The organism is Ruegeria sp. AB5 (assembly GCF_056542645.1).
The window spans coordinates 844,881-865,782 of sequence record NZ_JBQGAE010000001.1; the positions used below are offsets into that span (position 1 = coordinate 844,881).

24 protein-coding genes are annotated in these 20,902 nt (G+C 58.0%); 13 read left to right on the forward strand and 11 right to left on the reverse strand.

Translation table 11 applies throughout. The features are described 5' to 3' along the window. The first annotated feature begins 95 nt into the window (after positions 1 to 95). The 3 genes from ACR0L4_RS04265 (at position 96) to ACR0L4_RS04275 (ending at position 1,706) form a co-directional block, all read left to right on the forward strand. Entirely contained in the window at positions 96 to 989 is an 894-nt protein-coding gene (locus ACR0L4_RS04265) for an SPFH domain-containing protein (protein WP_170749037.1), read from the forward strand. Then, positions 986 to 1,264 (forward strand): NfeD family protein, encoded by a 279-nt coding sequence (locus ACR0L4_RS04270; protein ID WP_170749038.1) that lies wholly within the window; start codon positions 986 to 988, stop codon positions 1,262 to 1,264. Before ACR0L4_RS04265 ends, ACR0L4_RS04270 begins: the two co-directional genes overlap by 4 nt. Positions 1,265 to 1,343: 79 nt before the next feature. Beyond that, positions 1,344 to 1,706 carry an SUF system Fe-S cluster assembly protein gene (locus tag ACR0L4_RS04275; RefSeq protein WP_170749039.1) on the forward strand — a complete coding sequence of 121 codons (363 nt, stop codon included), beginning with the start codon at positions 1,344 to 1,346 and terminating at the stop codon, positions 1,704 to 1,706. A 210-nt stretch (positions 1,707 to 1,916) separates the two neighbouring features. Here the strand turns inward: ACR0L4_RS04275 and ACR0L4_RS04280 are convergent, their stop codons facing one another. After that, on the reverse strand, positions 1,917 to 2,399 hold the full coding sequence (locus tag ACR0L4_RS04280) for a hypothetical protein (protein ID WP_480510819.1): 483 nt from the start codon (positions 2,397 to 2,399) through the stop codon (positions 1,917 to 1,919). A gap of 76 nt (positions 2,400 to 2,475) precedes the next feature. On the opposite strand from ACR0L4_RS04280, the gene ACR0L4_RS04285 reads away from it, so the two are divergent. Next, the gene (locus tag ACR0L4_RS04285) at positions 2,476 to 2,841 is read left to right on the forward strand and encodes a HesB/IscA family protein (protein ID WP_480510821.1); all 366 of its coding nucleotides are present in this window, start codon (positions 2,476 to 2,478) and stop codon (positions 2,839 to 2,841) included. 91 nt (positions 2,842 to 2,932) lie between these two features. Beyond that, positions 2,933 to 3,682 carry a triose-phosphate isomerase gene (gene tpiA / locus ACR0L4_RS04290; protein ID WP_480510823.1) on the forward strand — a complete coding sequence of 250 codons (750 nt, stop codon included), beginning with the start codon at positions 2,933 to 2,935 and terminating at the stop codon, positions 3,680 to 3,682. A gap of 12 nt (positions 3,683 to 3,694) precedes the next feature. Here the strand turns inward: tpiA and ACR0L4_RS04295 are convergent, their stop codons facing one another. The 6 genes from ACR0L4_RS04295 to ACR0L4_RS04320 form a co-directional block, all read right to left on the reverse strand. Then, a complete protein-coding gene (locus ACR0L4_RS04295) occupies positions 3,695 to 4,006 on the reverse strand; it encodes a DMT family transporter (RefSeq protein WP_480510825.1) in 312 nt (103 codons plus the stop codon). Positions 4,007 to 4,157: 151 nt separating this feature from the next. Continuing rightward, positions 4,158 to 5,534, reverse strand: a complete 1,377-nt coding sequence (locus ACR0L4_RS04300; RefSeq protein ID WP_170749043.1) for a TRAP transporter large permease — start codon at positions 5,532 to 5,534, stop codon at positions 4,158 to 4,160. Continuing rightward, the gene (locus ACR0L4_RS04305; protein WP_170749044.1) at positions 5,534 to 6,211 is read right to left on the reverse strand and encodes a TRAP transporter small permease; all 678 of its coding nucleotides are present in this window, start codon (positions 6,209 to 6,211) and stop codon (positions 5,534 to 5,536) included. The genes ACR0L4_RS04300 and ACR0L4_RS04305 overlap by 1 nt, the downstream gene beginning before the upstream one ends. 115 nt (positions 6,212 to 6,326) lie before the next feature. Then, positions 6,327 to 7,328 (reverse strand): DctP family TRAP transporter solute-binding subunit, encoded by a 1,002-nt coding sequence (locus tag ACR0L4_RS04310; RefSeq protein ID WP_480510827.1) that lies wholly within the window; start codon positions 7,326 to 7,328, stop codon positions 6,327 to 6,329. A gap of 355 nt (positions 7,329 to 7,683) precedes the next feature. Continuing rightward, positions 7,684 to 8,913, reverse strand: a complete 1,230-nt coding sequence (locus ACR0L4_RS04315) for a sigma-54-dependent transcriptional regulator (RefSeq protein ID WP_480510829.1) — start codon at positions 8,911 to 8,913, stop codon at positions 7,684 to 7,686. Continuing rightward, positions 8,910 to 10,643, reverse strand: coding sequence for a sensor histidine kinase (locus ACR0L4_RS04320; RefSeq protein ID WP_480510831.1), 1,734 nt, complete (start codon positions 10,641 to 10,643; stop codon positions 8,910 to 8,912). The genes ACR0L4_RS04315 and ACR0L4_RS04320 overlap by 4 nt, the downstream gene beginning before the upstream one ends. Positions 10,644 to 10,690: 47 nt before the next feature. Between ACR0L4_RS04320 and ACR0L4_RS04325 the strand changes: the two genes are divergently transcribed. Further along, positions 10,691 to 11,872: a cytochrome P450 gene (locus ACR0L4_RS04325; protein WP_480510833.1), complete on the forward strand. Its 1,182-nt coding sequence runs from the start codon at positions 10,691 to 10,693 to the stop codon at positions 11,870 to 11,872. A 158-nt stretch (positions 11,873 to 12,030) separates the two neighbouring features. Here ACR0L4_RS04325 and ACR0L4_RS04330 read toward each other — a convergent pair whose 3' ends face one another. Continuing rightward, the gene (locus tag ACR0L4_RS04330) at positions 12,031 to 12,510 is read right to left on the reverse strand and encodes an Lrp/AsnC family transcriptional regulator (protein WP_170749049.1); all 480 of its coding nucleotides are present in this window, start codon (positions 12,508 to 12,510) and stop codon (positions 12,031 to 12,033) included. A gap of 141 nt (positions 12,511 to 12,651) precedes the next feature. On the opposite strand from ACR0L4_RS04330, the gene cobA reads away from it, so the two are divergent. From cobA to infC, 7 genes are all read left to right on the forward strand, one after another. Next, a complete protein-coding gene (gene cobA / locus ACR0L4_RS04335; protein WP_480510835.1) occupies positions 12,652 to 13,428 on the forward strand; it encodes a uroporphyrinogen-III C-methyltransferase in 777 nt (258 codons plus the stop codon). After that, on the forward strand, positions 13,428 to 13,742 hold the full coding sequence (locus ACR0L4_RS04340; protein ID WP_170749051.1) for a DUF2849 domain-containing protein: 315 nt from the start codon (positions 13,428 to 13,430) through the stop codon (positions 13,740 to 13,742). Before cobA ends, ACR0L4_RS04340 begins: the two co-directional genes overlap by 1 nt. Positions 13,743 to 13,804: 62 nt before the next feature. Next, a complete protein-coding gene (locus ACR0L4_RS04345) occupies positions 13,805 to 15,469 on the forward strand; it encodes a nitrite/sulfite reductase (RefSeq protein ID WP_480510838.1) in 1,665 nt (554 codons plus the stop codon). After that, the gene (locus ACR0L4_RS04350; protein WP_480510840.1) at positions 15,459 to 16,220 is read left to right on the forward strand and encodes a phosphoadenylyl-sulfate reductase; all 762 of its coding nucleotides are present in this window, start codon (positions 15,459 to 15,461) and stop codon (positions 16,218 to 16,220) included. Before ACR0L4_RS04345 ends, ACR0L4_RS04350 begins: the two co-directional genes overlap by 11 nt. Continuing rightward, a complete protein-coding gene (locus ACR0L4_RS04355; RefSeq protein ID WP_170749054.1) occupies positions 16,217 to 16,624 on the forward strand; it encodes a DUF934 domain-containing protein in 408 nt (135 codons plus the stop codon). The genes ACR0L4_RS04350 and ACR0L4_RS04355 overlap by 4 nt, the downstream gene beginning before the upstream one ends. A 106-nt stretch (positions 16,625 to 16,730) precedes the next feature. After that, on the forward strand, positions 16,731 to 17,582 hold the full coding sequence (locus ACR0L4_RS04360) for a ferredoxin--NADP reductase (protein WP_170749055.1): 852 nt from the start codon (positions 16,731 to 16,733) through the stop codon (positions 17,580 to 17,582). Between the two features lie 245 nt (positions 17,583 to 17,827). After that, on the forward strand, positions 17,828 to 18,289 hold the full coding sequence (gene infC / locus ACR0L4_RS04365) for a translation initiation factor IF-3 (RefSeq protein WP_480511146.1): 462 nt from the start codon (positions 17,828 to 17,830) through the stop codon (positions 18,287 to 18,289). A 54-nt stretch (positions 18,290 to 18,343) separates the two neighbouring features. Here infC and ACR0L4_RS04370 read toward each other — a convergent pair whose 3' ends face one another. From ACR0L4_RS04370 to ACR0L4_RS04380, 3 genes are all read right to left on the reverse strand, one after another. Then, complete coding sequence (locus ACR0L4_RS04370; RefSeq protein ID WP_480510842.1) at positions 18,344 to 18,733, reverse strand: hypothetical protein; 390 nt, start codon at positions 18,731 to 18,733, stop codon at positions 18,344 to 18,346. A gap of 78 nt (positions 18,734 to 18,811) precedes the next feature. Then, on the reverse strand, positions 18,812 to 20,128 hold the full coding sequence (locus ACR0L4_RS04375; RefSeq protein WP_480510844.1) for an aspartate aminotransferase family protein: 1,317 nt from the start codon (positions 20,126 to 20,128) through the stop codon (positions 18,812 to 18,814). Then, on the reverse strand, positions 20,125 to 20,886 hold the full coding sequence (locus tag ACR0L4_RS04380) for a beta-keto acid cleavage family enzyme (protein WP_480510846.1): 762 nt from the start codon (positions 20,884 to 20,886) through the stop codon (positions 20,125 to 20,127). Before ACR0L4_RS04380 ends, ACR0L4_RS04375 begins: the two co-directional genes overlap by 4 nt. Positions 20,887 to 20,902 lie beyond the last annotated feature (16 nt).

The following is a 20,902-nucleotide window of genomic DNA, read 5'->3' on the forward strand; positions in this document are numbered from 1 at the left end:
ATTTGCAATCGCCACCTTTCAAGCCATACCAGAGTTGCAATGAAGAGACTCAATCCCCAGATGTATACTATGGTACACAATAAAAGAGGACACAAATGACCGAAGAGCAGATCATCGGATTGCTTTCGTCGAATATCATTTACCTGTTGGCCGCCGTTCTTGTGGTCATTGTTATTCTCAAGGGTATTAAAATCGTCCCCCAATCCGAGAAATACGTGGTTGAACGGTTTGGTCGGCTGCATTCGGTTCTTGGCCCGGGAATCAACTTTATCGTTCCGTTTCTGGATGTTGCGCGCCACAAGATTTCCATTCTTGAGCGCCAACTGCCCAATGCGACGCAAGACGCAATCACCAAGGACAACGTGCTGGTGCAGATCGACACCTCGGTCTTCTACCGCATTCTCGAGCCTGAAAAGACTGTCTACCGCATCCGTGACGTGGACGGCGCAATTGCAACGACCGTCGCCGGTATCGTCCGGGCTGAAATCGGCAAGATGGATCTGGATGAGGTCCAGTCGAACCGCTCGCAACTGATTTCGCGCATTCAGGAAAGCGTCGAGACGGCCGTGGATGACTGGGGTATCGAAGTGACCCGCGCAGAAATTCTGGACGTGAATCTGGATCAGGCCACCCGCGACGCGATGCTGCAACAGCTGAACGCCGAACGTGCCCGTCGCGCTCAGGTGACCGAAGCCGAAGGTCAAAAGCGAGCGGTTGAGCTACAGGCCGACGCCGAGCTCTATGCGGCCGAACAATCCGCCAAAGCCCGCCGCATTGAAGCCGAGGCCGAGGCCTACGCCACCGGCGTTGTTGCAAAGGCCATCCAGGACAACGGTATCGAGGCCGCACAGTATCAGGTTGCCCTGAAACAGGTGGAATCGCTGAACAATTTGGGCAGTGGCACAGGAACACAGACCATTGTTGTCCCGGCCAACGCGCTTGAGGCTTTTGGCGACGCGTTCAAGATGCTGAAAGGAAGCAAGTCATGACCGACCCTTTCTGGCTGACTTGGTGGATTTGGTTGGCGGGCGCTTTGGCGCTCGGCATCCTTGAAATCGTTCTGCCCGGTTTCATCTTTCTGGGCTTTTCCATCGGGGCTGCAATAACGGGGCTATTGCTGCTTATCCCCGGACTTGCGCCATCCCTGCCCGTTCTTTTGCTGATCTTCGCGGTGCTTTCCCTGATCGCCTGGCTGGGCCTGCGCAAGACATTTGCGCATCCACATGGGCAGGTGAAGACCTTCGAACACGATATCAACGACTGACGCTTGGCGTCACCGCGACACTGGACGCTGCCTGACCCATTCCCTATATAAACACTCAGGCAACCGACCCGAGGCAAGTATGACGCACCCGAGCGAACAGTTTGAAGGCACACCCTTGATTGCGCCGTCGAGCATTGAACACCCTCTTTACGAGCAGGTGGTCGAAGCATGCCGGACGGTTTTTGATCCCGAGATTCCGGTCAATATCTATGATCTTGGTCTGATCTACACGATCGACATCCAAGACGACAACGCGGTCAAAGTGATCATGACGCTGACAGCGCCAGGGTGCCCCGTTGCCGGTGAAATGCCCGGCTGGTTGGTGGAAGCCATCGAACCTGTTGCCGGCATCAAGGAAGTTGACGTCGAACTGACCTGGGAGCCGCCCTGGGGAATGGAAATGATGTCGGACGAGGCGCGGCTGGAACTTGGGTTCATGTGATCCGAGACGGCCAACGCCACGTCACAAAACGGTAATCCATTCGTTACGATTCTGAGCCATAGATGTTACAAATCCGCGCGACTAATCCTGCGCGTCTACAATCATCAATCCAGAACACCTGATTACAGACGTGGGCCGAGCATCAAAAGCCGTCCCCATCAATCTTTGGCCCGGAATACGGACCGCTCTTGCCCGAGAGCGGTCCTTTCGCTACTGATCCTTGATCCCACAGGTGGATTTGATTTCAGCAGCACGTTCGTCCAACTTGTTGACGTAATCCCCTGAAAGCATTTGCAATCTTTCATTTTCTTTCCCAGTGACCAGACCCAGCAAAGCGCCTGCGGGCGTCAGAGCTGCAACACTCTCCAACTGCTGATCCTGCGCATGTTTTTTCTCAGCCGCGATGGCGCGCAAATCTCCTTCGGCTGTTGCACAGTTCACAGGGTGCCTTTTCACAGTATTGTCCGCCCACGCGATCTCATGGCCCAAAGACACCGTCGCGCCGGCCAAAGCCAGAAGTGTCACATGAGGCTTCACTTTTAACACATTCATTTCCTTAAACCTTTCTCTCTTCTCCCGGCATTCCGACCTGAAAACACAATGCTTTGAATTCAGGCTATGTCCAACCGCTTTGCAAAAGCAAGGCACGTGCGGATTGTGATCACAATCTGCTCCATTGCGGGAATTTTCCATTCTTTGCCCTAGTGTGACTTGAGCCGACCCCCAGACAATCCTAGATTGGAGGTATCGCGCGACAACGGAGACAGAGATGTTCGGTATTCCCGGCAAGCAGGCCGTGACCATAACACCCAAGGCTGCAAAGCAGATTACCCGCCTGATGGACTCCGGCGGTCACGCTGGTTTGCGGATCGGTGTTAAGAAAGGCGGCTGTGCCGGCATGGAATACACAATGGAATATGTCGACACCGCCGACCCCCATGACGAAGTGGTCGAACAGGACGGCGCGCGCATCATGATTGCCCCGATGGCACAGATGTTCCTGTTCGGGACCGAGATCGACTATGAGGTTTCACTGCTGGAAGCGGGTTTCAAGTTCAAGAACCCGAACGTCGTGGATGCCTGCGGCTGCGGTGAGTCCATCAAGTTCGATGAAACCCTGGCCCAGCAGGGCTAGGCCGTTATCCTATCCCTCTAGCGAATTGTAACCCTCACCCGAGGGTGGTATCCGATGTGCGAAACGCACGGATCACGAGGGAGATATGGATATGCGGCGCAAGCTGGCGGCTGGAAACTGGAAAATGAACGGAACCGGCGCGGCGCTGAACGAGCTGCAGGCGTTGGCGGCCAAGCATCCCTCGCCGTCCGTAGATATCCTGATCTGCCCCCCGTCCACATTGCTGCACCGCGCCGCTACGGCTGTTGAAAACACCGGTGTTTCCATAGGCGGTCAGGACTGTCATTCGGAACTGTCAGGCGCTCATACCGGGGATGTCAGCGCCGAGATGCTCAGGGACGCAGGCGCCACCGCCGTGATTCTGGGCCACTCGGAACGGCGCGTGGATCACGGCGAACAAAATGAAGATGTCCGCGCCAAAGCCCGCTCCGTGATGGATGCCGGGCTGAAAGCTGTCATCTGTGTCGGTGAAAGCCTTCACCAGCGCGAGGCGGCAAACACGCTCGACATTATCGGTGGCCAGATGTCCGGCTCGATCCCCGACCAATCGACCGGTGAAAACCTGATCGTCGCTTACGAGCCGATCTGGGCGATCGGCACCGGCAAGGTTCCGACGCTGGCAGAGATCGGCGACGTCCACGATTTCATCCGCGCCCGTCTTGAGCGTCGTTTTGGTGAAGGTGTCGGTCGGTCAGTTCGTTTGCTGTATGGCGGGTCGGTCAAACCATCCAACGCAGCCGAGATTTTCGGCGTGTCGAATGTCGATGGCGCGCTGGTGGGCGGGGCCAGCCTGAAAGCTGCTGATTTTTCAGGCATTATCGACGCGCTGGAAAGCGTTTGAAACCGGCCCTTCTCAGGCCAGTTTCATCGTCACGATACCGGCGATAATCAGAGCGGCCGCCAAAAGGCGCATGGGCGTCAGCGCCTCGCCCATCACCGTTACGCCAACCAGAAACGCGCCAACCGCGCCAATTCCGACCCAAATTGTATAGGCGGTGCTGAGCGGCAGATCCCGCATCGCCAGTGACAGCAACCCGAACGAGCCGATCATGGAAACCCCCATGATCGCTGTTGGCCAAAGCCGCGTGAATCCGGCGGATTGCTTCATCGCACCCGCCCAGACGATTTCAAGAATTCCGGCAAAAAAAAGCATGATCCATGCCATGAGGTAACCCCTTGTCAAAGCGGGTCGTCCCGCATGATCCACCCAAGTTGGGGAGGTCGTCCTCTGAACCCTAGGTAAGCACTCGCCGATCAACTTCAAGACATGAAAAAGCCGGGCGGCAAAACCGCCCGGCCATCACGCGCGGACTAACCTAGTTGGTTATGATTTCCGGCCCCATGAAGGTGTTGGGCAGGAAGGTCGAAATCCACGGAATGTATGTCACCATGATCAGGAAGACGAACAGCACAGCCAGGAAGGGCAGCGCTGCTTTCACAACGCTCATCATCGGCATGCCTGCAACGCCCGAAGTTACGAACAGGTTCAGACCGACCGGAGGGGTGATCATCCCGATCTCCATATTGACCACCATGATGATACCCAGATGGATCGGGTCGATACCCAATTCGATGGCAATCGGAAACACCAGTGGTGCGACGATGACCAACAGACCAGATGGTTCCATGAACTGACCGCCAATCAGCAGGATCACATTGACCACGATCAGAAAGGTGATCGGACCAAGACCTGCCGATAGCATCGCTTCGGCGATGTGCTGCGGAACCTGTTCATCCGTCAGCACGTGTTTGAGGATCAAGGCATTGGCGATCACGAACAGCAATGTCACCGTCAGCTTCCCGGCTTCGAACAACGTGTGCTTTGTGTCCGGATGAAAAAAGGCTGTAATCAGCGCATAAGGCCGCTTGAGCAGCGACAGGTTCGTACTGCCCTCGGCCGTGCTGAGTGGTCCCATGTCCTTGTACACAAAGCTGGCGATGAAGAAGGCATAAACAGCGGCCACCGCTGCAGCCTCGGTCGGGGTGAAAATCCCACCGTAAATCCCGCCCAGGATGATGACGATCAGAAACAGGCCCCAACCGGCCTCGCGTGCCGAAACAAAGATTTCGCCCCAGCCTTTCCAGTCGCCTTTGGGCAGGTTCTTGACCTTGGCCATCACATAGATCGTCACCATCAGCATCAGACCGGCCATCAGGCCCGGAATGACCCCCGCGAGGAACATTCGCCCGACCGAGACCTCAACTGCTGCGGCATAGACAACCATCACAATCGACGGAGGGATCAGGATACCCAGCGTACCGGCGTTACAGATCACACCAGCGGCAAATTCCTTGGAATAGCCAACCTGCCGCATCCCCGCGATGACAATCGAGCCGATGGCCACAACTGTTGCAGGGGAAGACCCCGAAAGCGCTGCGAACAACATACACGCGAAGACGCCCGCAATCGCCAGACCACCCGGCAAATGCCCCACGCAAGCGATCGAAAAGCGGATAATCCGCCGCGCCACGCCGCCCGTTGTCATGAAGGACGAGGCCAGGATGAAAAACGGGATCGCCAGCAGGGTAAAGTGCCCCTCGAATGCTTCGAACAAGGTGCCCGCAACCGAGGCCAACGAACTGTCGGAATAGATCAGAAGGAAAAGGGTTGAACTGAGGCCAAGCGCCACCGCAATCGGAACCCCGATCAGCAGCAGACCAATGACCATCGAGAAAAGGAGTACAACGTCCATCAGTCATGCTCCCCTTGCTGCGCGCGAACTTCTTCGATCTCGTCTTCGACCTCATGGCTGGCGACCAGACGGTCCGTCTGACCGCGCCAGATCTGAACCGCGACCTGTGCAAAGCGGATCACCAGCAGCAGCATCGACAACGGCAGGACGAAATACGGAACCACCTTTGGCAATTTTTCGTAGTATTCGCCGTAGTTGATCAAACCTTCCAGAAACCGCAGCGGTGCGATCATGGGAATGTCGTCGACCTCATAAAAGCTCTGGCTGCGGGCGTCGAAATTGAAACCCGTCGGGAACCAGCGCCCCGAAGTTGGCGGCAAGTCGGCAAACACGGCCCAGTAGTCATAGGACCCTTTCAGCAACAAGAGTGAGAACACGAGGCAACAGACCACGGAGATCAAAGCCAAAATCCGGCGCGGTGCCGGGGCCAGCATGTTCAGGATCGCGTCGACCCCGAGGTGCGCATGTTTCTTGACCGCATAAGACGCGCCCAGCAACACCAGCCAGCCGAACATGAACACGGTCAGTTCAAGCGCCCACAGAATGTTGGAATTAAAGAAGAACCGCGCGATCACATTGGCAAAGGTTACGGCCGTCATCAGGCCCAAAAGCGACGCGATCAGGGTTTCTTCGATATGGTCGACCAGCCCGCCTTGGCCGGGTTTCGCACCAGACATCTCTCTGTCCCCACATTTTTTGTGATGAGTTTGTAATGCGGCGGGCCTTCAGGCGGCCCGCCAGTGCCGCGCGTCCACAACTCCCCAGTCCCCGGACGCGCGGTCTGAACCGAGATCAGAACCCGGCGTTGATGGCCTGCGCGGCGTCGATCTTTTCCTGACCCACGTCACCGGCAAACTGATCCCAAACGGGCTTCATCGCATCGACCCAGGCCTGACGCTGTTCCGGGTTCAGTTCCCGGATGATGCCGCCTGCGTCCGTGATCGAGGCCTTGGCCGCCTCGTTTACGGCAAAGGCTTCCTTGTTCCGGGTCTCGGTCACTTCGGTCAGAATAGTCATGAACTGGTCGCGGACTTCCGGGTCCAGGCTATCCAGCCAATCCACAGAGGTCACGACCAGATAGTCAATGATACCGTGGTTGGTTTCGGTGATGCCATCCTGAACCTCGAAGAACTTCTTGCCGTAGATGTTCGACCACGTGTTTTCCTGACCGTCCACAACACCCTGCTGCAGCGCGCCATAAACTTCCGAAAAGGCCATTTTTTGAGGGCTGCCACCGATGGCTTCCATCTGCGCCACCAGCACGTCCGATGACTGCACGCGGAACTTCAGCCCATCCGCATCTGACGGATCAACCAGAGGCGTGTTTGCCGACATCTGTTTCATGCCGTTGTGCCAGAAGGCCAGCCCCTGCAAACCCCGGCGCTGCATGCTGTCCTTCATCGCCTGACCATCGGCCGAGGCCTGGAATGCATCTACTGCATCGATGTTCTTGAACATGAACGGCAGGTCGAACAGGCGGAACTGCTTGGTGAACTTTTCGAACTTGGACAAGGACGGAGCGGCCAGCTGAACGTCGCCTTGCAGCATCGCCTCCAGCACCTTGTCGTCATTGTAGAGCGTGGAGTTCGGATAGACCTCCATGCACATCACACCCTGCATCTCGTCATTGACGCGCTGCTCCAGCATCGAGGCCGCGATGCCCTTGGGGTGCTTGTCCGTGTTCGTTACATGCGCAAACTTGACGACGATCTCGCCATCGTCGCAGGCCGCAATGCCTGCTGTGGCGGTTACGGCCAGTGCCAGCGCCGTGGCGGCTGTTGTCAGGATTTTCATCTGTTCTCCTCCCAGACTTCCAAGAAATGTCCCTTCGGCCCCAGTTTGGAGCCGTATGTTGGGCAGTGAAACGACTCAGGTCTGCCCGCACAACACTTTGGAACCTTTCGGCGTGACACGCTAATTTTTTATAAATAACATGAACTTAAAACAAATATCTCACGTATCCATTTTCTGAGACATCCCCGTTGTGCGGAAATCCGCACACCGCTTTGTCCTGCTGTGCGGAATTCCGCACTGTTTCCGAATCACATTTCGAATCATCTGGGGTGATCCAGCAGCCCGCCTCGGCGGGCTGCCCGGCCCAACAGCTTTCACCGCATGCAAATGCGGCGAAAGGTGGCGGGAGCTTTCCTTAGCGCCGATAATCCTCGGGTCGAATCTGGTACCGCGCCAGCTTGTCATAAAACGTCTTGCGCGGCAGCTTCAGGGCTCGGGCCGCGTCAGACGCTCTTCCGTTGTGCCGCCCCAAGGCCGCAACCAGCAACGAGCGTTCCACCCGCGCCATCTGCTCGCTCAAACCCAGATCAGCCGCTTGCGTCACGTCCTCTGGCATACCCAAAACAAACCGCATCGCGGCCGACATCAGCGACCGCGCATTGCCCGGCCAATCGCTGGCCATCAAGGACGCGAGATGCTGAGGCGTAATCTCCGGCTCAGCAATGCCCGCCTGCTCGGCTGCTTGCGCAACATAGTGTCTAAAAATGATTGGAATATCCTCGGGCCGTTCTGCCAATGACGGTATACGCACGCGCATCACATCCAATCGATAATACAGGTCCGCGTTGAACCCGCCTTCGGCAGACAACGTGGACAGATCAGCTGTTGTGCCTGCAATGATCCGCGCGCCTGGTCCGCGTTCGATCAGATCGAGGGCCGCATATTGCGTGGCCTGGGACATGGCCGATATCTCGTCCAAAAAAAGTGACCCGCCCGCCGCGTCCTCACATCCACGCACCAGATCGTCAGCGCTCAGCCCTGCCGCGGCGCGCTTAACAAACGGACCCTGCCCCACGGGCGACATCAGATGCACAACCTCGGCCACCTTGGAGATGCCACTGCCCGCCGGTCCGGTCACCAGCACCTCGGCCCCCGTCGACGCAACGCTGCGCACGCGCTGCCTCAAGGCCTCGGCCTGCGGGGACAGGCCGAACAACAGCCGCGCCGCGGGATCCCCCCGTTCGAGTTCAGATTTCAGTGCGCGCTGTTCGATAACCTGAGACCGCGCAGCAAAGGCCCGATCCAGAACCGCCAGCAAATCTGCGGCCGCGCAGGGCTTTTCCAGAAAATCGAACGCGCCCTGCCCCATGGCCTGCACCGCCATCGGAATGTCGCCTTCGCCCGTCAGCAGAATGACGGGCAGCTCCGGGTCCACGTCCTGAGCATAAGACAAAAGATGAAACCCATCCCGCCCCGGCATCCTGATGTCCGAGAGGATGACACCAGAAAATTCCGTCCGAATGTGATCTTTGGCAGCGACAAACGACCCCATTGTGATCGGTGCATAGCCGGCCAATTCAAGCGTCTGGGACAGAGCCTCGCGCACCGACGCATCATCATCCACCAACAACACAATACGCGTCATGCTGCCTGTTCCTTTCGGCACGGTTCCAATTCAACCGTGAACTCGGCCCCTTCTGCCGTATTCGCACCGCGAATGTCGCCGCCGAAGCTCTGTACCAGCCCGTATGAGATTGAAAGGCCCAGCCCCATCCCTTCAGAAGACCCAACGGATTTGGTGGAATAGAACGGCTCAAACACCCGATCGGGGTCTTGAATGCCAGGGCCCGTGTCCCGGACGGACACCCGCAGACGCGATCCTTCGGTCAATGAAATCATGATTTCGCGGCGCGGTTGCCCCGCCATCGCGTCCGCTGCGTTGTTGATCAGGTTGACGAAGACCTGCACCAGACGCACCTCGCCCCCCCAGACAAAAACCGGCTTGGTGGGGGCCGTCCATTTCAATGCGACATCATCCTCTCTAAGACGCGGTTCCGTCAGTTCGACGGCAGCGGTCAACACCTGAACCAAATCGACGCGCCCCATCGGTTCGCTTTCATTCCGGGCGAACGCCCGCAGGTTCTTGATAATCCGCGCCATGCGGGCCGCCAGATCGGAAATACGGCCAAGATTGTCGGCGGTTTTTTCTTCTTGTCCACGCTGTAGGAAAGCGGACCCGTTGTCAGCGAATTGCCGGATCGCCATCAAAGGTTGATTCAACTCGTGGCTGATGCCGGCAGACATCTGCCCCAAAGCGCTGAGTTTCCCAGCCTGCACAAGATCAGCCTGTGCCCGCTTGAGCGCGGCTTCTGCCTCTTGCCGTTCCGCGATTTCCCGACGCAATGCCGTATTGGCCACTGTCAGATCCTGCGTCCGCTTTTCAACACGGCTTTCCAGCACCGTATTCGCTTCGGCCAAGGTGCGCCTGCGTTCCGTCGCCAGAAAAAGCAAAGCTCCAAACGCCAGACAGATCGCGGCGACCGTTGCGGTTTGCAGCCCTGCCAAGCGCCGGGCTGGTGCAACATCCATCAAGACCTCACCGGTCAGGCCGATCACCGGCAGATCACGAACCAGATGCAAAGCGTGCTGGGGCAAATACGGCCCCCAATTCAAGGTCCACAACTCGAATGGTCCCAGCCGTCTAGCCCGGAAAGGAAGGTCCTGTTCGTCAGGTGGTGTCAAACCCAACTCACCGATTTGACGGCGCCACATCAGCAACTCTGATCTGTTTGAGATGAAAACAAGACCAGAGCGGTCGACAAAAAACACGGCCTCGGTACTGCCGCGCCACGTCTGTTCGATGTCTTCCACATTGGCAATGACCATCAATGCCCCGGCCACCGCGCCATCTTCATCAAAATCCGGTGACGCGTAAGTAAAGATGCGAGTGCCAAGGCCCGGCAGAACCCCATGCGCACTGCCCAAAGCCCCTTGCATCGCCCTTTCAAATGCCGGATTTTCCGCCACCGAGCCCGCCACGACGTCATGCGCAGCCGCCAGAACCCGACCTGAACGATCTGCATAAAACACATCAACCGCGGCGGTCTTGTCTGCAACCTCCAACAACAAGGTTTGCGCCGTGGCTCGATTGGCCTGCGCGTCCAGATCGCTGAGAACCGGATGACCGGCCATCAGAACGGCCAACTCCTGATAGACCTGTAAATGTGTGCTCAACCGGTCCGCGGCCAATTCCAGATCCGCTTCGGCCTTTTCACTCAGTTGCGACACCGCCTGCCGATAGCCATAAGACCACACGGACCAAGATAGAACTCCGACCGCCAAAAGAAATCCGGCAATGACCCAAAACCTTTGCATGTCCTAGGGTCTTGCATTCACCGCGCCTCATGGCAAGTGTGCGCGGCATGAAGAGACTGTCTCAATCCCCGACCGCACCCGGTTTCGTACAGGACCCCTATCCGTTTTATGATGCTGCCAGGGTCCATGGTGATCTGGTGTACTGGACCGAATATGACATGGTCGCCGCAGTCTCGCACAGGTCTGTTCATGCGCTGCTGCGGGATCGGCGCTTTGGTCGTGAAATGCCATCAGAGCTGCGGACACCGGGCTCCGACCACCTCGCGCCCTGGCTGGCGGTCGAGGCGCATTCCCTGCTCGACGCCGAACCGCCCCGACACACGCGACTGCGGGCTTTAGTCACGCGTGCGTTTACCTCACGGGCAATTTCAGCTCTTGCCCCTGGGATCGACACCTTGTGTCACGATCTGATCGATCGCTTCCCCAAGGGATCGTTTGACCTGCTCGCAGCCTACTGCACCGACATTCCGGTCGTCACCATCTGCCGTCTTCTCGGTGTCCCGGAAGAAATGGCCCCGAACCTGCTTGGGTGGTCCCATGACATGGTCGCTATGTACCAAGCCAGCCGAACACAAGAGACCCAGCGCCAAGCGGCTCGGTCCGCCCAGGAGTTCACCGATTTCCTGGCCCGGTACATCGAACAACGGCGCAGCCAGCCCCGGGATGACCTGATCACCCGCCTCATCGCTGCAGAAGAAGATGGTGAGAAACTGTCACATGACGAACTAATCGCCACATGTATCCTGCTGTTGAACGCTGGTCACGAAGCCACGGTGCATGCGTTGGGAAATGGTGTCAGGACGCTGTTGCAATCTCAAACCGACACCGCGGCTTTCCAGCCGGACGCCATCGATGGCACCACCGAAGAAATCCTGCGCTTTGACCCACCGCTGCACATGTTCACCCGGTATGCGTATGAGACGGTCGACACATTCGGACATCGTTTTCAGCGAGGCGATCAAATCGCGCTCTTGCTCGGTTCAGCCAATCGCGACCCGGCGGTTTGGACAAACCCCAATCACTTTGATCCAATGCGGCCGATTCAAACCCACACAGGTTTTGGCGGCGGTCTCCATTTCTGCCTCGGCGCGCCGCTGGCGCGGCTGGAGATGCGAATCGCTTTGCCAATCCTGTTCGACAGATGCCCCACCCTGAGACTGACCGGACAACCAGCCTATTCAAACACATACCACTTTCACGGCCTTGAACGCCTGGTGGTTCACCGCTGACTGACCACGGGAATGTAAATCGCGCTACCGCGCGATGCCTCCGGCGGGGATATTTTTAGTCAGATGAAGTCTGGATCCCATGTTCATCTGGCCAATAAATATCCCGGGGGAGTCGCCCGGCACTGGCGGCGGGGGCAGCGCCCCCTATTTTGCAAGCCCTACATGTCCGCCAACGCGTTGAGCGGCAACATCGTAGTGGATTTGATTTCTTCCATCGACAAAAGAGCGGTCACATTGTGAACCCGCACCTCCGAGATCAGCGTTTGATAAAACTGATCATAGGCACGGGCATTCTTCACGCGTACTTTCAGAATATAGTCGATGTCGCCAGCGAGCCGGTGCGCCTCTTGCACTTCCGGCTGGTCGCGCAGCGCCTTCAGAAACCTTCGCTGCCAATCCGCTTCGTGTTCAGACGTTCGGATCAAAACAAAGAACGTGGCTTCAAATCCCAGCGCTTCGGCATCCAGCAAAACCGTTTGTTGGCCAATGATTCCGGCGCTTTTGAGTTTGCGAATGCGATTCCAGACAGGCGTCTTGGAACTGCCGACGCGGGCCGCTATTTCGTCCAGCGATTGGCTTGCATCGCGCTGTAGCTCTGCCAGAATTTTCCGATCTGTGTCGTCTATGCGCACCGACATTCCAACTTTCCTTACGTTTCGAAACTTTCGTTCCAAAACCGCGACCAGTTGGAACGTTTGTTCTTATTTTTTCCGCCATATGGCGCAATACCGGGAATATTTCCTATATATCAAGGCAAGTCAAATCAACCGGGACAGGTCATGAAAGTAGCGGAGTCTCATATCGGCAAGGGCCACGTCGATTTTGTCGGCGCCGGTCCGGGTGATCCGGATTTGCTGACGCTCAAAGCGCTCAAAGCGTTCGAGCGCGCGGATGTCGTGCTGCATGACCGCCTTATCAGCGCACAGGTTCTGGAAATCGCGGGCGCGACCGCTGCACTGGTTGATGTGGGCAAGGCTGGGTTTGGTCCGTCCTGGAAACAGGAAGACATCGACTCGCTGCTTGTGGAATACGCTTTGCAAGGTCAGCGCGTTGTGCGGCTCAAGTCCGGCGATCCGACCGTCTTTGGACGTCTTGACGAAGAGATTGAAGCGGTCGAAGCCGCAGGCATTCCGTGGCAGATCATACCCGGCATCACGGCGGCCTCGGCAGCGGTAGCAGGGATCGGGCAAAGCCTTACACGTCGGGGCCGCAATGCGTCGGTCCGTTTTCTGACCGGCCACGACATGAAAGGCTTTGCTGATCATGACTGGAATGCCCTGGCACGCGCCGGGTCCGTGGCAGCGATCTACATGGGCAAGAAATCTGCCCGTTTCATTCAGGGCCGTCTGATCATGCATGGTGCAGATCGCCAAACGCCTGTCACGCTGGTCGAAAACGCCTCGCGCCCGGATCAGCGTATTCTGGCGACCGTACTTGAGCGGCTGCCAGCTGATCTGGCCGATGCTGAAATGGACGGCCCGGCCCTTACATTTTACGGCCTTGCCCCGCGCGACGCGGCCCGGGCCCTGACCGAATTCAAGAAGGAGCACGCCTGATGGCCCGCGCTTTTACTCCCAAAGTCGTCACCGCCAATGACCTGTTGGAAGGCGACGTGATTTACCTGACCGAAGACGATCGCTGGTCGCGTGAGTTGTCCGAAGCCGAATTGATCACTGATGAGGCCCACGCGCAGGTGCGCCTGCTGGATGCCGCGCGTCAGGCAAACAAAATTGTCGGGGCCTATCTGGCCGATGCAACCTCTGGCGACAACGGCCCCGAACCCACCCATTTCCGTGAGGAGTTCCGCCGCACCGGACCCTCGAACTATGCCCATGGCAAGCAGGAAACCCAAACGCAGCCCCGGGCCTGATCTCTGGCCCCTCTCTCCCCAAAAGGCCCCAGATCTGGGGCTGCACCTAAGGACAGCTAGACATGTATCGCTACTCCGAGTTTGACACAGCATTCCTGGCCGAGCGCAACAAGCAGTTCCGCGCTCAGGTTGAGCGCCGTATTGACGGCTCGCTGACCGAAGACGAATTCAAGCCCCTGCGGCTGATGAACGGTCTGTATCTGCAATTGCACGCCTATATGCTGCGGGTCGCCATCCCCTATGGCACGCTCAGCAGCGCGCAGATGCGCCAACTGGCCCTGCTGGCTGAAAAGTGGGACAAGGGCTATGGCCATTTCACCACCCGCCAGAACATCCAGTACAACTGGCCCAAGCTGCAGGACGTCCCGGATATGCTGGACGCACTGGCCGAGGTTGGCATGCACGCCATCCAAACCAGCGGCAACACCATCCGCAACGTGACCGCCGACCATTTCGCCGGCGCCGCCGCGGATGAGGTCGCCGACCCGCGCCCCTATGCCGAACTGCTGCGCCAGTGGTCGACCGACCACCCGGAGTTTCAGTTCATGCCGCGAAAATTCAAGATCGCCATCACCGGGTCCGAAAATGACCGTGCCGTGATCAAGGCGCATGATATCGGCCTGCAACTGGTCGAGCGTGACGGCGTCCTGGGTGCCCGCGTCATCGTCGGCGGCGGTCTGGGCCGTACACCTATGATCGGCAAGGAACTGTCTGACTTCGTCGCCTTTGACGATCTGCTGGCCTACCTTGAGGCCACCGTGTCCGTGTGGAACCAGATCGGCCGCCGCGACAACAAGTACAAGGCGCGCATCAAGATCACTGTGCATGAGCATGGCATCGACGCCATCCGCGCCAAGGTGAACGAGCGCTTCCTGCAGGTCCGCCCGCAGTTCAAAGGCGCGGATATGAACCTGCTGGAAGAGATCAAGGGCCACTTTGCGGCGCCTGCCTTCCGTGACGCCTCGGTTGCGTCGTTTGAAGGTGCCTACACCAACGATCCGGTCTTCCGGTCCTGGGTCGATACAAACATCGCGCCGCACAAGAATGCGGACCACGCGATTGTCACCATCTCGATCAAGAAACACGGCGCGACGCCGGGGGATGCAACCGCCGAGCAGATGCGCGTGATGGCCGATCTGGCCGAAGAGTTCGCCTATGACGAGCTGCGCATCAGCCATGAGCAGAACGTGATCCTGCCGCATGTCCACAAATCGGACCTACCCGCGATCCATGCCAAGCTGAAGGAATACGAGCTGGCGACCGCCAATATCGGCCTGATCAGCGATATCATCGCCTGCCCCGGCATGGACTATTGCGCGCTGGCAACGGCCCGTTCGATCCCGGTTGCACAGGAAATCGCAACGCGTTTCGATGAACTGAAGCTGGAGCATGATATCGGTCACCTGAAGATCAAGATCTCGGGCTGCATCAACGCCTGTGGTCACCACCATGTCGGCCATATCGGCATTCTGGGTCTGGATCGCGCGGGCGTCGAAAACTACCAGATCACTCTGGGCGGTGACGGATCAGAAAACGCAGCAATCGGCGACCGCACCGGTCCGGGCTTTGCCTATGATGAGATCGTGCCAGCGGTTGAGCGTATCGTTGATACCTATCTGAACCAGCGTGAGAGCGCCGAAGAAACCTTCCTCGAGACCTATCGCCGTGTTGGCATGGCTCCGTTCAAGGCGGCTCTTTACCCCGAGGCGCGAGCGAATGCCGCTTGATCTGATCCAGACGGAACTGGGCCGGGAACGACGTGAGCTGACCGAAAAGGTCAGCGAACTGAATGCCCGGTTCCGCCACCACAGCGCCCATGACGTGATGCATGGTGCCTCGGAACAGATCGAGGATCTGGCCCTGGTGTCCAGCTTTGGCGCGGAATCTGTGGTCTTGCTGCATATGGCAGCGGTGGTCGACAAGATGACCCCGGTGCTGTTCATCGACACGCAGATGCTGTTCACCGAAACGCTGGAATACCAGCAGGAGGTCAGCGAGCGTCTGGGCCTGCGCAATGTCAGGATCATCCGCGCGGATGATGAGGATGTGCAACGCGAAGACCCCTATGGCGCGCTGCGTCTGCGGGACATGGATGCGTGCTGTAACCTGCGCAAGACCTTCCCGCTGCAGCAGGCGTTGCTGGGCTATGACGGCTGGATCACCGGGCGCAAACGGTTTCAGGCCGGGTCCCGCTCAACGCTCGATTTCTTTGAGGTCGAGGACGGCACCGGCCGGATCAAAGTCAACCCGCTGGCCCATTGGGCGCCCGAGGATGTGTGCGCCTATATGGAAGAAAACAACCTGCCCCGGCATCCGCTGGTGGCCAAAGGATACCCTTCGATCGGCTGTGCGCCCTGCACCTCGCCGGTCAAACAGGGCGAAGACCCCCGCGCCGGACGCTGGCGCGATCAGAACAAGGAAGAATGCGGCATCCATTTTGTCGATGGCAAGATGATGCGCGCCGGAGAGAACACATGAACGTAATCGTATCGGATGCGGGGTTTTCCCCCGATGACTGGACAGACGGGTTTGTCACGCTGGAAGACGCGGCCAATGATGTGGTCGCGCTGGATGTGGCCTCGGATACCGACCCGGATGAGCTGATTGACCGTCTGGGCAGCGCGCAGATGGTGCGCGTGGACTTTCCGTCTTCCGCAGATGGTCGCGGTTTCACCATTGCGCGCGTCCTGCGCCTGAAAGGGTATACTGGCCGGTTACGCGCCAAAGGTCACGTACTGGCCGACCAATACGCGATGGCGCGGCGCAGCGGGTTTGACGAGGTCGAAATCGACGATTCCCTCGCCACCCGCCAGCCCGAAGATCAGTGGCTGTCGCGCGCCAACTGGAAAGACCATAGCTATCAGTCCCGCCTGCGCGGCTGAAACAACCATCGCCAGCTTGTGACATCAAAGGGGCATTTCGTCCCTTTTCCTGACTTGGATCAAAGATTAAACGGAGATGTCGGTTTAGCAGACTGACAGTGAAACGATGACAGAGATGAAACCCGTGACCGAAGCCACCGCCGTGAAGGCCCCAGTTCTGCCGGATGCCCAGACCGTGACCGATGTAAAGCATTGGACCGACAGCCTGTTCTCGTTCAAAGTGTCACGCCCGGCCACGCTGCGGTTCCGCTCGGGTGAGTTCGTGATGATCGGCCTTATGGGTGACCCGGACCCCAAGACAGGCCGTCAGAAACCTCTGCTGCGCGCCTATTCCATCGCATCGCCCTCGTGGGATGAAGAGTTGGAGTTCTACTCGATCAAGGTACAAGACGGCCCGCTGACCTCAAAACTGCAGCATATCAAACCGGGCGACCAGATCATCCTGCGCCCCAAACCCGTCGGCACGCTGGTTCATGACGCCCTGCTGCCCGGCAAGCGCCTGTGGTTCTTTGCCACCGGCACTGGCTTCGCCCCGTTTGCGTCGCTGCTGCGCGAACCGCAGACCTACGAGGATTATGACGAGGTCATCATCACCCATACCTGCCGCGAAGTGGCTGAGCTGGAATATGGCCGCCAGTTGATCGAGAGCGTCCGTCAGGACGAATTGTTGGCTGAACTGATCGGCGAGGGGTTTGCCGACAAGATCCGTTATTACCCGACCACGACCCGGGAAGAGAGCCCCAAGATGGGCCGCATCACAAACCTGCTGAAAGACGGCACCGTGTTTGCGGATCTGGGGATCGACGGCGGTATCAAGCCCGAAACAGACCGCGCGATGGTCTGCGGTTCTTTGGCGTTCAACCTGGACATCAAGGAAATTCTGGAAGAGTTCGGCCTGCGCGAAGGCGCAAACTCGGAACCCAAGGAATTCGTCATCGAAAAGGCTTTTGTTGGCTGATCGACAACTCTGGTCGGGTCTTTCCTGCCCCGGCCAGCAGTTTCCCGCGCTAAATCACGGGAATTTCCGACCTTTGAGCAACTATGCTGCTTGAAACGCTGTGCGCACCGGTCTAAATTCCGGGCTCGAAATTCTGCAATCATCAAAGGAATGAACCCATAGCCCGCAGACCTCACAACGCGCCGCCCCAGAGAGATACTGGCCCGCGCGTCAATGATAAGATCCGTGCCCCCGAAATTCGCCTGATTGGCGCCGAAGGTGAAAATGTCGGGGTGGTTCATCCCGCCAAAGCCATGCAACTTGCGGACGAAGCCGGTCTGGATCTGGTCGAGATTTCACCAAATGCAAACCCTCCGGTCTGCAAGATTATGGACTTTGGCAAGTTCAAATACGAAACGCAGAAACGCGAAGCCGAAGCGCGTAAAAAGCAAAAAGTCATCGAGGTCAAAGAGGTCAAGTTCCGGCCCAACACCGACACCCATGACTATGATGTCAAAATGCGCAACGTGTTCAAGTTCCTTGAGAATGGCGACAAGGTGAAAGTGACCTTGCGATTCCGGGGCCGTGAAATGGCGCACCAGAATCTGGGCCGTGAGTTGCTGGAACGTGTGGCCGAGGACATCAAGGAAATCGGCAAGGTCGAAAACATGCCGAAGATGGAAGGCCGTCAGATGATCATGATGATCGGCCCGCTGCCGCAGAAATAAACCCGATTGCGAACGCCCCCTTGATACCAAGGGGGCTTTTTTTCTGCGCAGCCTCTACTGCGCTTTGCCGCCTTTGGTCCACAAAATCGCGTCTCGCAAATCAAATCCCAACGAAATCAGGTCCACCACCAGCAACACCAACAGGAATTGCGCGTAGATCGGCACAAGGTCCGTGTGGGTGTTCAGGACATAGACAACGATCAAAACCATTGGCGTCCAGCACAGAAGATGTGGAATGGCCATGGCCCGTGACATGCCACGCGCGGCAATCATGATCGGCAGGTTCAGCGCCATACCCAGCACAGCCAAGGCTGCAATCACTGCGCCATAGGGCTGATCCAGAAACGCCAGTGGCACCAGGTTTACAGGCACCAGAACCACTGACACCCAGATTTGCACCCAGGTCGGTAACTGTCGAAAGCTGAACCAGATATCTTTGAGCAATTTCAAGCGCCTCGCAGTCTTTGTTGTTCTGGCAACTTAACCGAACCCGCGCCAGCCGAAAGATCACTCACACACTTGTCAAAGGGCAGTCTTCAACGCTGACGATAGCTTTGTGACCAGTTCTTCTATCTGTGCGTCCTCGATGATGAAGGGCGGAGCCAGCAGGATGTGATCACCGGTCTTGCCGTCGCGGGTTCCCGACATCGGATAGCAGATCAGTCCTTCGGCCATGGCGGCTTTCTTGATTTTCCCGGCAAGGCCCAGCGAGGGATCAAACGGGGTTTTGGTTGCTCTGTTTGCCACCAATTCCATCCCCCAAAACAGGCCCCGGCCCCGGATATCACCCACATGAGTATGCTGACCAAATGCGGCGTTCAACTCGGTTTCCAGCTTGTTTCCCATCGCGGCGGCGCGTTTTGGAAGATTTTTGGTGGTTAGCTCCCGCACCACTGCCAAAGCGGCAGCCGTGGCGACCGGGTGGCCGATATATGTATGGCCATGCTGGAAAAACCCTGATCCATCCCGTATGGCGTCGTAGATTTTCGACGTACACAGCATCGCACCGATCGGCTGATATCCGGCCCCCAACCCTTTGGCGATACACAGGATATCCGGGCTGACACCGTCATGGTCGCAGGCAAACAGGTGGCCAGTACGCCCCATCCCACACATGACCTCATCCAGTATCAACAACACGCCGTATTGATCACAGATCTCCCGGATTCGTCTGAAATACCCCTCGACTGCCGGAACCGCACCCAAGGTCGCCCCCACCACAGGTTCCGCCATAAAAGCCATAACCGTGTCGGGACCGAGGCGCAGGATTTCAGTCTCAAGCTCATTGGCGATGCGCTGGCCATAGTCAAAGCTGCTCTCGTCCTCAGCCCTTTCGGCATATTCGTAGCAAGCCGCGATGTGGGTCATCCCGATCAACATGGGTGCAAACTGCGCCCGGCGCCAAGCGTTGCCGCCTGCTGACAATGCGCCCAGCGTGTTGCCGTGATAGCTCTGCTTGCGCGCGATCACATGGCGACGCTCGGGCTGGCCGACCTCAAGGAAGTACTGCCGCGCCAGCTTGATTGCGGCTTCGGTCGCCTCAGAGCCGCCGGAAACAAAATACACCCGGTCCAGATCACCCGGGGCGTGGTCGATCAGCAATTCCGCCAGTGCCTCGGCCGGTTCCGAGGTCATGAAGCCACTATGGGCAAAAGCGATCTGTTCGACCTGTTGCTGGACCGCCTTGATGACCGCAGGGTTCGAATGCCCCAAACAGGACACAGCGGCATCACCACAATCCAAATAACGCTTGCCGTCTTGGTCGATCAGATAGCACCCCTCGCCCCTAGTTGCGACAGGCAAATCAGCCTTGGTATGGCGTGGAAACACGTGGCTCATTGCAAACCTCCTTCAATCAAAGAAACCAGCGCCGCAACGGATGCCGCATTGTCGGGCCATGTCTGACGCTTTGAATTCATGATGCTGTTTTCAAACCCGACCCGCAGATCAGCGCCTTGCCGCGCGGCCGCGTATAGGCAGGCATGTTCTTGCGGACCAAATGCACACACCATCCACCCAGAAGCGTCTCGCGGAAACTGATCCAGATCTTCCGGTGACGATATCTGATCGGTTGCGTATCGACCCAGAACCAAAAGGCGATCCACCTGCCCTTCCCGAACGACACCCGCGCGCTGCCATTGGCTCAGCAATGCCGCGTCCTCGGCATCGTACAGGATATGCTGCACCTGTGTGCCTTGCTCGTGACACAGCCCGTAAACACGATCCGCCAACCCGGGAGAACGCGCTATCTCGCGCACGGAAACGGACGCCCATGTGGGCCGCACCTGACGCAGGCAGGCGAGTTGAGCTCTCACGTCATAGACACCGGCTGCCTCGGTCGTGATCTGAACATCCAGGTCAGGCACCTGTTCTTGCAATTCACCAATCGCCTCAAGGTATCGTCCCGCGTCCAGTGAGTGCCGCCCGTTCGCGTCGCGGACGTGCAGATGCAGACCATCTGCTCCGGCCTTTTGGCACGCCCGCGCGGTGGCCACGGTCTCTTCCAGGGTGACCGGTAGGTTCGGATGATCCGCGTGCCCGCGTCGCGCGCCATTTGGCGCGACCATGATGTATGGTTTGTTGTCCGAGTAGGCCATCGGCTGCTCCGCATTG

What these genes read in the sequence shown, in the direction of transcription:
- ACR0L4_RS04265 (WP_170749037.1), top strand. Translation starts at nt 96, where the DNA reads ATGACCGAAGAGCAGATCATCGGATTGCTTTCGTCGAATATCATTTAC.
- ACR0L4_RS04270 (WP_170749038.1), top strand. Translation starts at nt 986, where the DNA reads ATGACCGACCCTTTCTGGCTGACTTGGTGGATTTGGTTGGCGGGCGCT.
- ACR0L4_RS04275 (WP_170749039.1), top strand. Translation starts at nt 1,344, where the DNA reads ATGACGCACCCGAGCGAACAGTTTGAAGGCACACCCTTGATTGCGCCG.
- ACR0L4_RS04280 (WP_480510819.1), bottom strand. Translation starts at nt 2,399, where the DNA reads ATGGAAAATTCCCGCAATGGAGCAGATTGTGATCACAATCCGCACGTG.
- ACR0L4_RS04285 (WP_480510821.1), top strand. Translation starts at nt 2,476, where the DNA reads ATGTTCGGTATTCCCGGCAAGCAGGCCGTGACCATAACACCCAAGGCT.
- tpiA (WP_480510823.1), top strand. Translation starts at nt 2,933, where the DNA reads ATGCGGCGCAAGCTGGCGGCTGGAAACTGGAAAATGAACGGAACCGGC.
- ACR0L4_RS04295 (WP_480510825.1), bottom strand. Translation starts at nt 4,006, where the DNA reads ATGGCATGGATCATGCTTTTTTTTGCCGGAATTCTTGAAATCGTCTGG.
- ACR0L4_RS04300 (WP_170749043.1), bottom strand. Translation starts at nt 5,534, where the DNA reads ATGGACGTTGTACTCCTTTTCTCGATGGTCATTGGTCTGCTGCTGATC.
- ACR0L4_RS04305 (WP_170749044.1), bottom strand. Translation starts at nt 6,211, where the DNA reads ATGTCTGGTGCGAAACCCGGCCAAGGCGGGCTGGTCGACCATATCGAA.
- ACR0L4_RS04310 (WP_480510827.1), bottom strand. Translation starts at nt 7,328, where the DNA reads ATGAAAATCCTGACAACAGCCGCCACGGCGCTGGCACTGGCCGTAACC.
- ACR0L4_RS04315 (WP_480510829.1), bottom strand. Translation starts at nt 8,913, where the DNA reads ATGACGCGTATTGTGTTGTTGGTGGATGATGATGCGTCGGTGCGCGAG.
- ACR0L4_RS04320 (WP_480510831.1), bottom strand. Translation starts at nt 10,643, where the DNA reads ATGCAAAGGTTTTGGGTCATTGCCGGATTTCTTTTGGCGGTCGGAGTT.
- ACR0L4_RS04325 (WP_480510833.1), top strand. Translation starts at nt 10,691, where the DNA reads ATGAAGAGACTGTCTCAATCCCCGACCGCACCCGGTTTCGTACAGGAC.
- ACR0L4_RS04330 (WP_170749049.1), bottom strand. Translation starts at nt 12,510, where the DNA reads ATGTCGGTGCGCATAGACGACACAGATCGGAAAATTCTGGCAGAGCTA.
- cobA (WP_480510835.1), top strand. Translation starts at nt 12,652, where the DNA reads ATGAAAGTAGCGGAGTCTCATATCGGCAAGGGCCACGTCGATTTTGTC.
- ACR0L4_RS04340 (WP_170749051.1), top strand. Translation starts at nt 13,428, where the DNA reads ATGGCCCGCGCTTTTACTCCCAAAGTCGTCACCGCCAATGACCTGTTG.
- ACR0L4_RS04345 (WP_480510838.1), top strand. Translation starts at nt 13,805, where the DNA reads ATGTATCGCTACTCCGAGTTTGACACAGCATTCCTGGCCGAGCGCAAC.
- ACR0L4_RS04350 (WP_480510840.1), top strand. Translation starts at nt 15,459, where the DNA reads ATGCCGCTTGATCTGATCCAGACGGAACTGGGCCGGGAACGACGTGAG.
- ACR0L4_RS04355 (WP_170749054.1), top strand. Translation starts at nt 16,217, where the DNA reads ATGAACGTAATCGTATCGGATGCGGGGTTTTCCCCCGATGACTGGACA.
- ACR0L4_RS04360 (WP_170749055.1), top strand. Translation starts at nt 16,731, where the DNA reads ATGACAGAGATGAAACCCGTGACCGAAGCCACCGCCGTGAAGGCCCCA.
- ACR0L4_RS04375 (WP_480510844.1), bottom strand. Translation starts at nt 20,128, where the DNA reads ATGAGCCACGTGTTTCCACGCCATACCAAGGCTGATTTGCCTGTCGCA.
- ACR0L4_RS04380 (WP_480510846.1), bottom strand. Translation starts at nt 20,886, where the DNA reads ATGGCCTACTCGGACAACAAACCATACATCATGGTCGCGCCAAATGGC.